The sequence below is a fragment of the Pseudomonas sp. SDT291_1_S447 genome (assembly GCF_054070155.1).
In genome coordinates this window covers 1-9,512 of the sequence record NZ_JBSVXS010000160.1, presented here as the reverse complement: position 1 = coordinate 9,512, position 9,512 = coordinate 1, and the positions used below count along the sequence as shown (strand labels likewise).

Below are 9,512 nucleotides of genomic sequence, written 5' to 3'. Positions count from 1 at the left end.
GGATTGCATTCCCATGTAGGAGCTGCCGCAGGCTGCGATCTTTTGCTTTTAGAAGCTTACTGCTTGCCCAACGCAAAGTTGGGCAACGCCCCCAGCGGCTGATTGAACTGATACGGAATCGACACCAACCCGTCTCCGGTATTGCGCTGCACCACAAAGTGCAAATGCGGACCGCTGCTGTTGCCGGTGTTGCCTGACAGCGCCAACGGACTGCCAACCGTCACCCTTTGCCCCTCGCGCACGCTCACCGAACCTTGTTTGAGGTGCAGGTACACGCCCATCGTGCCGTCGTCGTGCAGCACCCGCACAAAATTGCCGGACGCATCATTACCGCGCCCGCTCTGGGAGTTCTCGGTCTTCACCACCACCCCGGCCCGCGCGGCAATGATCGGCGTGCCGACCGGCATGGCGATGTCCATCGCGTACTTGTTCTTCGGCCCGTAGTGGCTGTATTGGCCGTTGGCACCCTGACTCAGGCGGAACGGCCCACCGCGCCATGGCAGCGGATAACGATAGCCCTGCGCGGTTCCAGCGGGGTCGCCGAGGGAATAATGAAATTGCGGCGTATACACCAGCGGCTGCTTGCCGGACACCGCCGTCAGCAGCGCCAGCCGCGTATTGCTGCGTGCCGGCAGCACGCGGCGGATGGTTTGCGCCGGTGCGCCACGCACATTGCTCAACCCGGTAAACGCCAGCGCCACCTCAACCGGGGCATACAGATCGTTGCGTACGAACACTACGTCGGTGCCCTTCTGCTTCTTGATATCGAGGTAGACCTGGCGCTCGAGGCGTTCGACCATCCGATCCTGAAAGACGAACACCTGCGCGCCTTTGCTCGGGCGGTCGCTGTACGAGACCACGCCGTTGGCATCGGTGGATTTGTAAATGGTCATGGCCACAGCCGAGGAGGAGGCCATGAAGAGACCATAGAAAAACAGCAGGCGCGCGAGCATGGGCAAGAGTCTGTCGAAGTAAGGCCTGGGAATGAGCCTAGCAGGTGAAGCAGACCAGGCTAGTCGACAGATGTTTCAAATTGGCCAGTCTGGGAGATTGGTGGTGCAAGTGATGGCCCCTTCGCGAGCAGGCTCGCTCCCACATTTGGAATGCATTCCAGGGTGGGGCGAGCCTGCTCGCGAAGGCGGACTGTCAGGCGACGAAGATCACGCGCCCGGAACGAAGTGCTTCTGCGCCGTGCCGCGAGCGATCAGGCGCGAGATGTAGTCGAGTTTCTGCGCGTCCTGATCGACGAAACGGAAGGTCAGTTGCAGCCAGTCGCTGTCCGGTTTCGGCTCGAACGCGACAACCGCGTGCAAGTAACCGTTGAGGCGGGCAATCTCGGCGTTGTCGCCCTGCTCCAGATCGAGCACGGCGCTGTCGAGGATCTGCGGCAGGGTGTCAGTGCGTTTCACCACCAACAACGCTTCCTTGATGCTCAGGGCCTTGATCACGCATTGCTGAGTACCGCTTGGCAGGCGCAATTGGCCCTGACCGCGCCCACTGGCCGGAGCCGACGCGGCGGCTGGTGCCTTGACCGGTGGGCTGTTGAGCAGGCCACGGGATGGCGCAGCAGCGGGCGCTGGCGCGGCAGCAACAGGTTTGGCAAACGGATTGACCGCAGCAGCTGCCGGCGCGCCGCCGACCACGGCAGGCTTGCCGCCGGTCAAGGCGCTCAGGGAATCGTTACCGAACGCCGAGTTCATCTTGGTCGGCGCGCTGTTCATCAGAGTGTCGAGCTTGCCGACCTTGTTCAGCGCCTGTTTGACCTTGGTCAGCAGTTGCTCGTTGGTGAACGGCTTGCTGACGTAACCGGAAACACCGGCCTGAATCGCCTGCACGACGTTTTCCTTGTCGCCACGGCTGGTGACCATGACGAACGGCATGGTCTTGAGGTTGTCTTGCTCGCGGCACCAGGTCAGCAGTTCAAGACCGGACATTTCCGGCATTTCCCAGTCGCACAGGACCAGGTCGAAGGCTTCTCTGGCCAGCATGGCCTGCGCCTTTTTACCGTTGACGGCGTCCTCGGTGCGGATCCCCGGGAAGTAATTACGCAGGCACTTTTTCACCAGGTCACGAATGAACGAAGCATCGTCCACGACCAACACACTGATCTTGCTCATCCAACACCCCTATTAAAATCCCGGCAAGCATAACGCTGGCTGATGGCACATTGCCAAAACTCTTCAGTCACGCCGGGACTTTTCGTTCGCGGGTGCTGCTTTTTAATCGAATCTGCCCATGAAAAGCACAAACAAAAACGCCCGGCCAAAGGGCCGGGCGCTTTTCTCAGGCAATCTTACTTATCGTCAGCATCGCCCGGAACATTAGCGGTTTCGCCGCTTGTCCCTTCAACTTCTTCCTTCATGCGCTTGAGGCCCATGTGGCGCACGTCGGTGCCGCGCACCAGGTAGATGACCAGTTCGGAGATGTTGCGCGCGTGATCGCCGATGCGTTCCAGCGAACGCAGCACCCAAATGATGCTCAAGACCCGCGAGATAGAGCGCGGGTCTTCCATCATGTAGGTGGCCAGCTCGCGCAGCGCAGTCTTGTATTCGCGGTCGATGATCTTGTCGTACTGCGCCACCGACAACGCCAGATCGGCGTCGAAACGGGCGAACGCGTCCAGTGCATCGCGAACCATGTTGCGCACCTGGTCGCCGATGTGGCGAACCTCGACGTAACCGCGCGGCGCTTCACCTTCTTCGCACAATTGAATCGCACGGCGGGCGATCTTGGTCGCTTCGTCACCGATGCGCTCAAGGTCGATCACCGATTTGGAGATGCTGATGATCAAACGCAGGTCGGACGCCGCAGGCTGACGACGGGCGAGAATGCGCAGGCATTCTTCGTCGATGTTGCGTTCCATCTGGTTGATCTGGTCGTCGATCTCGCGCACCTGCTGAGCCAGACCTGAGTCGGCCTCGATCAGTGCAGTCACCGCGTCGTTGACCTGCTTCTCGACCAGCCCGCCCATGGCCAGGAGGTGGCTGCGCACTTCCTCAAGCTCGGCGTTGAACTGCGCGGAAATGTGATGGGTAAGGCCTTCTTTGGAAATCATTGTTCGCTCCGCGAAAGTTGCAAGCTTCAAGCTGCAAGCTTCAAGCAGTTATGTATAAGTCCTGATATCGCACCGCATCTTTCTTGCCGCTTGAAGCTTGCGGCTTGCAGCTGTACGGCTAGCCGTACCGCCCCGTGATGTAGTCTTCGGTCTGCTTCTTCGCCGGATTGGTGAACAGGGTGTCGGTGTCGCCGAATTCGACCAGTTTGCCCATGTACATGAATGCCGTGTAGTCGGACACCCGCGCGGCCTGTTGCATGTTGTGGGTCACGATGACGATGGTGAACTTGGATTTCAGCTCGTAGATCAGCTCTTCGACTTTCAGCGTCGAGATCGGGTCGAGGGCCGAGCACGGTTCGTCGAGCAGCAGCACTTCCGGCTCAACCGCGATGGTGCGGGCGATCACCAGACGCTGCTGCTGACCACCGGACAGACCGAGGGCTGACTCGTGCAGACGGTCTTTGACTTCGTCCCACAGTGCCGCGCCTTTCAATGCCCACTCGACCGCTTCGTCGAGGACGCGCTTCTTGTTGATGCCCTGGATGCGCAAGCCGTAGACCACGTTTTCGTAGATGGTCTTCGGGAACGGGTTGGGCTTCTGGAACACCATGCCGACGCGGCGACGCAACTCGGCAACGTCTTCGCCTTTGCGATAGATGTTGTTGCCGTACAGGTTGATCGCGCCTTCTACGCGGCAGCCGTCAACCAGGTCGTTCATGCGGTTGAAGGTGCGCAGCAGCGTCGATTTACCGCAGCCGGACGGGCCGATGAACGCGGTCACGCGCTGTTTCGGGATGTTCATGCTGACGTCGAACAGCGCTTGTTTCTCGCCGTAGTACAGGCTCAGGCCGGGTACTTCGATGGCCACGGTTTCCTGCTCGAGGCTGAGGCTCTGCTTGTCGCGGCCCAGGGCAGACATGTTGATGCCGTGGCTATGTGTTTCGTGCTGCATGGGAGGCTCCCTGTGCTAACAAATTCGGTTCGGAACACTGCTTGTTGCAGCTTCCATCAATATTCCAGTGGACGCGGTTCAATGTGGGAGCGAGCTTGCTCGCGAAGGGGCCCTTGAGGCCGCCAAAAGCTTCGCGAGCAAGCTCGCTCCCACAGGGTTCGCGTCGTCCTTAGCTATCCAGTGCTTTGTATTTTTCGCGCAGGTGGTTACGGATATACACCGCCGACAGGTTCAACGTGGCGATCACCAACACCAGCAACAGCGCCGTGGCGTACACCAGCGGGCGGGCCGCTTCGACGTTCGGGCTCTGGAAGCCGACGTCATAGATGTGGAAGCCCAAGTGCATGATCTTCTGATCCAGGTGCAGGTACGGGTAGTTGCCGTCCACTGGCAGCGACGGCGCCAGTTTCACCACACCGACCAGCATCAGCGGCGCCACTTCACCGGCGGCACGGGCCACGGCGAGAATCATGCCGGTCATCATTGCCGGGCTGGCCATCGGGATCACGATCTTCCACAAGGTTTCAGCCTTGGTCGCGCCGAGGGCCAACGAGCCTTCACGCACGGTACGCGGGATACGCGCCAGACCTTCCTCCGTTGCCACGATCACCACTGGCACCGCCAGCAGCGCCAGGGTCAGCGACGCCCAGAGCAGACCCGGTGTACCGAAGGTCGGTGCCGGCAGTGCTTCGGGGAAGAACAAGCGGTCAACCGAACCACCCAGCACGTAAACGAAGAAGCCCAGACCGAATACGCCGTAAACGATCGCAGGTACACCCGCCAGGTTGTTCACCGCGATACGGATGATCCGTGTCAGGGTGTTCTGCTTGGCGTATTCACGCAGGTACACCGCCGCCAGCACGCCGAACGGGGTGACGATCATCGCCATGATCAGGGTCATCATCACGGTGCCGAAGATCGCCGGGAAAATCCCGCCTTCGGTGTTCGCTTCACGCGGGTCGTCCGACAGGAATTCCCAGATCTTGCTGAAGTAGAAACCGACCTTGGTGAAGGTGCTCATCGCGTTCGGCTGGTAGGCGTGAACCACTTTGCCCAGACCGATTTCGATCTCTTTGCCATTGGCATCGCGAGCGGTCAGCGCGTCGCGGTTGAACTGCGCATGCAGATCGGCCAGACGCGCTTCGATGTCCTGATAACGCGCATTCAGCTCGGCACGCTCGGATTCCATGTCCGCTTGCGCGGTGGCGTCGAGTTTGCCTTCCAGTTCCAGTTTGCGACCGTGCAGACGGATGCGCTCCAGACCTGCGTTGATTGCACCGATGTCAGTCTTTTCCAGCGACTTCAGTTGTGCCGCCAGACCGTTCACACGGTTGATCCGCGCCTGCAACTCAGGCCACGCAGCCTCACCTTCGGCGATGACTTTGCCATCCTGTTTGACGTTGACCAGGTAGCCGTAGAAGTTGCCCCACTCGCGACGCTCGATCGCCATCAGTTCTGGCGGCGTGGTCTGGTTGGTCAGCCACTCGCCGACGATCCAGGTGAAGTCGTTGCCGTTCAGGTCACGGTTGCCGACCTTGATCAGCTCGCGGGTCATGAATTCCGGGCCTTCATCGGGCACCGGCAAACCGGCGCTCTTCAGGCGGGCGCGAGGCACTTCTTCTTTCTGTACCACTTCGCCGATGACCAGGTGATTGGCCTGGCCCGGTACGTCGTAGTTGGCGTGGACCAGGTCCGCCGGCCAGAAGTGACCGAGACCGCGCACGGCAATCACCGCCAGCAGGCCAATGGTCATGATGACCGCGATGGACACCGCGCCACCGCTGATCCAGACGCCCGGGGCGCCGCTCTTGAACCATCCTTTCAGGGAGTTCTGTTTCACAGACTTCTACCTTTGCTTAAAGCGACGAGTATTTCTTGCGCAGACGCTGACGAATCAGTTCTGCCAGGGTGTTCATGACGAAGGTGAACAACAGCAGCACCAGCGCCGAGAGGAACAGCACGCGGTAGTGGCTGCCGCCGACTTCCGACTCGGGCATTTCCACCGCGACGTTGGCAGCCAGGGTGCGCAGGCCTTCGAACAGGTTCATTTCCATGACCGGGGTGTTACCGGTGGCCATCAGCACGATCATGGTTTCGCCGACCGCACGACCCATGCCGATCATCAGCGCCGAGAAGATCCCCGGGCTGGCGGTCAGGATCACCACGCGAGTCATGGTCTGCCACGGCGTGGCACCGAGGGCCAGCGAGCCAAGCGTCAGGCCGCGCGGCACACTGAACACGGCGTCTTCAGCGATCGAGTAGATGTTCGGGATCACCGCGAAGCCCATGGCCAGACCCACCACCAGAGCGTTGCGCTGGTCGTAGGTGATGCCCAGATCGTGGGAGATCCACATGCGCATGTCACCGCCGAAGAACCAGTTCTCCATGAACGGGCTCATGTACAGCGACAGCCAGCCCACAAACAGAATCACCGGAATCAGCAGCGCACTTTCCCAACCGTCCGGGACTTTCAGGCGGATCGACTCAGGCAGGCGGCTGAAGGTGAAACCGGCGACCAGAATGCCGATCGGCAGCAACATCAGCAGGCTGAAGATGCCCGGCAGATGCCCTTCGACATAGGGCGCGAGGAACAGGCCGGCGAAGAAACCGAGGATCACCGTCGGCATCGCTTCCATCAGCTCAATCACCGGTTTGACCTTGCGGCGCATGCCCGGGGCCATGAAGTACGCGGTGTAGATCGCAGCGGCAACGGCCAATGGCGCAGCGAGCAGCATGGCGTAGAACGCGGCTTTCAGGGTGCCGAAGGTCAGTGGCGAGAGGCTCAGTTTTGGTTCGAAATCGGTGTTGGCCGCAGTCGATTGCCAGACGTATTTAGGCTCGTCGTAGTTCTCGTACCAGACCTTGCTCCACAGCGCGCTCCACGACACTTCCGGGTGCGGGTTGTCGAGCAGCAACGGTTGCAGCTTGCCGCCTGCTTCGACGATCACGCGGTTGGCGCGCGGCGACAGACCGAATACGCCTTGACCATCGACCACCTGATCAACCAGCAGCGTGCGGTGCGCGGTGCTGTGGAACACGCCGAGCTTGCCGCTGGCATCCAGCGCGAGGAAGCCTTTGCGACGCTCTTCTGCGCTGATTTCAACGATTGGCGTGGTGCCCATCTGGAAGGTGCGGATTTGCTTCAGACGCAGCTCACCATCGGTGTCGCGGGCCATGAACCATTGGGCCAGACCACCTTTGGAGTCACCGACGATCAGCGAGATGCCACCGACCAGTTGCGCGGTCGCGGTGACTTCAGCGTCAGCGTTTTCCAGCAGTTTGTAGCGACCGTTGAGGCTCTTGTCGCGCAGGCTGAAGACATCGGCCTGGGCACGACCGTTGACCACGTACAGCCACTGCTGGCGCGGGTCGACGAAGATGTTTTTCACCGGCTCAGTCATCTGCGGCAGATCGATACGCTTCTGCTCGTTGGTGACTTCACCAGTCATCATGTTTTCTTCGCTGGTCAGCGACAGCACATTGAGTTGCGAACCGGTCGAACCCACCAGCATCAGCGTCGTGTCGGTGGCATTCAGGCTGACATGCTCCAGCGCACCGCCGGCTTCGTTCAGGGCGATCGGCGTCTCGCCATACGGATACTCGATGGCCGGGCTGATGGTTTTCTTGCCATCGGGGTAGCTGACTTTATAGGTGTGACGGAACACCAGCGCCTGCCCATTGGACAGACCCACGGCCACCAGCGGATGGCCCGGCTGGTCTTCACCAATCGAGGTCACGGTGGCACCGGCAGGCACCGGCAGATCGACGCGCTTCAGTTCAGCGCCACTGTCGATATCAAAGAACAATGCCTGGCCCTTGTCGGAAACGCGCATGGCCACCTGATTCTGCTCTTCGAGCGAAATCATCAGCGGCTTGCCGGCGTCCTGCATCCAGGCTGGGGTGATCGAGTCTTTCGCGGTCAGGTCGGCACCCTGGAACAGCGGCGCAACCACGTAGGCGAGGAAGAAGAAGATCAGGGTGATGGCTGCCAGCACCGCGAGACCGCCAACGAGGACGTACCAGCGGGTGAAGCGATCCTTGAGCGCGCGAATGCGGCGCTTGCGTTGCAGCTCAGGCGTATTGAAATCAATGCGCTTGGGAGGATTAGTAGTCATGTGGGAATTGGCCAGATCATTCATGCGCTCACCCTAGCGATCCTGTATGACAGAAAGATGACAATGCAGTGACGCAGCAAATCCACCGCCAGCGGGATTGGCAGAGGATCAAAAATTTGAGGTGTGGAAAAGGCCGGCCTGCGTGCAGATCCGGCCTTTTACCTGAGTCCGGTGGGGTTCACCCCGGACTCAATTTGTTACTTCTTTGCGACAGCGCCGCCTTCCTGCAGACCCAGGTCAGCCAGTGCTTTTGCAGCAACCTTGGCTGGCAGAGGGATGTAGCCGTCTTTCACTACGACTTCCTGGCCCTGCTTCGACAGCACCAGTTTCACGAACTCGGCTTCCAGCGGAGCCAGAGGCTTGTTCGGGGCTTTGTTGACGTAAACGTAGAGGAAACGCGACAGCGGGTATTTGCCGTTCAGGGCGTTTTCTTCGGTGTCTTCGATGAAGTCGGTGCTGCCTTTCTTGGCCAGCGGTACGGTTTTAACGCTGGCGGTTTTGTAACCGATGCCCGAGTAACCGATGCCGTTCAACGAGGAGCTGATCGACTGCACGACCGAAGCCGAACCTGGTTGTTCGTTGACGTTCGGTTTGTAGTCGCCTTTGCACAGGGCTTCTTCTTTGAAGTAGCCGTAGGTGCCGGATACCGAGTTACGACCGAACAGCTGAACTGGCTTGTTGGCCAGGTCGCCGGTCACACCCAGTTCGCCCCAGGTTTTCACGTCGGCTTTGGCGCCGCACAGACGGGTCGACGAGAAGATCGCATCAACCTGTTCCATGGTCAGGTGCTGGATCGGGTTGTCTTTGTGTACGAAGACAGCCAGGGCGTCCACGGCAACCGGGATAGCGGTTGGCTTGTAACCGTACTTCTGCTCGAAGGCCGCCAGTTCGGTGTCCTTCATCTTGCGGCTCATCGGGCCCAGGTTGGAGGTGCCTTCAGTCAGCGCAGGTGGCGCAGTGGCGGAGCCAGCGGCCTGAATCTGGATGTTTACGTTCGGGTATTCTTTTTTGTAGTTCTCAGCCCAGAGGGTCATGAGGTTGGCCAGGGTATCGGAGCCGACGCTGGACAGGTTGCCCGACACACCAGTGGTCTTGGTGTAGCTCGGGATAGCAGGGTCAACAGCGGCAACCGCGTTGGCAGTCGCAACGCCAGCAGCGACAAAAGTCATTGCCGCCATCAAACGCTTCAGTTTCATGCCTTACTCCTAGCAGATAGGGTGTGTTAAGTCGGGGCCAAGTATCAGCAGGCCGTGTGAACACTCTATGGCTGAAATATGACAATTGGATGAAAGGCCAGCATCCGGGTTTTACAAGATGATTCGAGTTTGCCCCCCATTCGCGAGCAGGCTCGCTCCCACAGTTGAAATGCATTCCAATGTGGGAGCGAGCC

At 59.9% G+C, this 9,512-nt stretch carries 7 protein-coding genes; all 7 read right to left on the bottom strand.

Features of this window, described 5'->3' with window-relative positions; all coding sequences use genetic code 11:
* Positions 1 to 56: 56 nt before the first annotated feature.
* A complete protein-coding gene (locus tag ACW9IR_RS26960) occupies positions 57 to 953 on the bottom strand; it encodes a peptidoglycan DD-metalloendopeptidase family protein (RefSeq protein WP_102902466.1) in 897 nt (298 codons plus the stop codon).
* Positions 954 to 1,160: 207 nt separating this feature from the next.
* Positions 1,161 to 2,117, bottom strand: coding sequence for a response regulator (locus ACW9IR_RS26955; RefSeq protein WP_095119764.1), 957 nt, complete (start codon positions 2,115 to 2,117; stop codon positions 1,161 to 1,163).
* 176 nt (positions 2,118 to 2,293) lie between these two features.
* Positions 2,294 to 3,055, bottom strand: a complete 762-nt coding sequence (gene phoU / locus ACW9IR_RS26950; RefSeq protein WP_007954334.1) for a phosphate signaling complex protein PhoU — start codon at positions 3,053 to 3,055, stop codon at positions 2,294 to 2,296.
* 118 nt (positions 3,056 to 3,173) lie between these two features.
* Positions 3,174 to 4,007 (bottom strand): phosphate ABC transporter ATP-binding protein PstB, encoded by an 834-nt coding sequence (gene pstB / locus ACW9IR_RS26945; RefSeq protein WP_095119763.1) that lies wholly within the window; start codon positions 4,005 to 4,007, stop codon positions 3,174 to 3,176.
* A 169-nt stretch (positions 4,008 to 4,176) separates the two neighbouring features.
* Complete coding sequence (gene pstA, locus ACW9IR_RS26940) at positions 4,177 to 5,847, bottom strand: phosphate ABC transporter permease PstA (protein WP_038359375.1); 1,671 nt, start codon at positions 5,845 to 5,847, stop codon at positions 4,177 to 4,179.
* A gap of 16 nt (positions 5,848 to 5,863) precedes the next feature.
* Complete coding sequence (locus ACW9IR_RS26935) at positions 5,864 to 7,897, bottom strand: ABC transporter permease subunit (protein WP_181429314.1); 2,034 nt, start codon at positions 7,895 to 7,897, stop codon at positions 5,864 to 5,866.
* 422 nt (positions 7,898 to 8,319) lie between these two features.
* Positions 8,320 to 9,318 (bottom strand): phosphate ABC transporter substrate-binding protein PstS, encoded by a 999-nt coding sequence (locus ACW9IR_RS26930; protein WP_007920246.1) that lies wholly within the window; start codon positions 9,316 to 9,318, stop codon positions 8,320 to 8,322.
* Positions 9,319 to 9,512 lie beyond the last annotated feature (194 nt).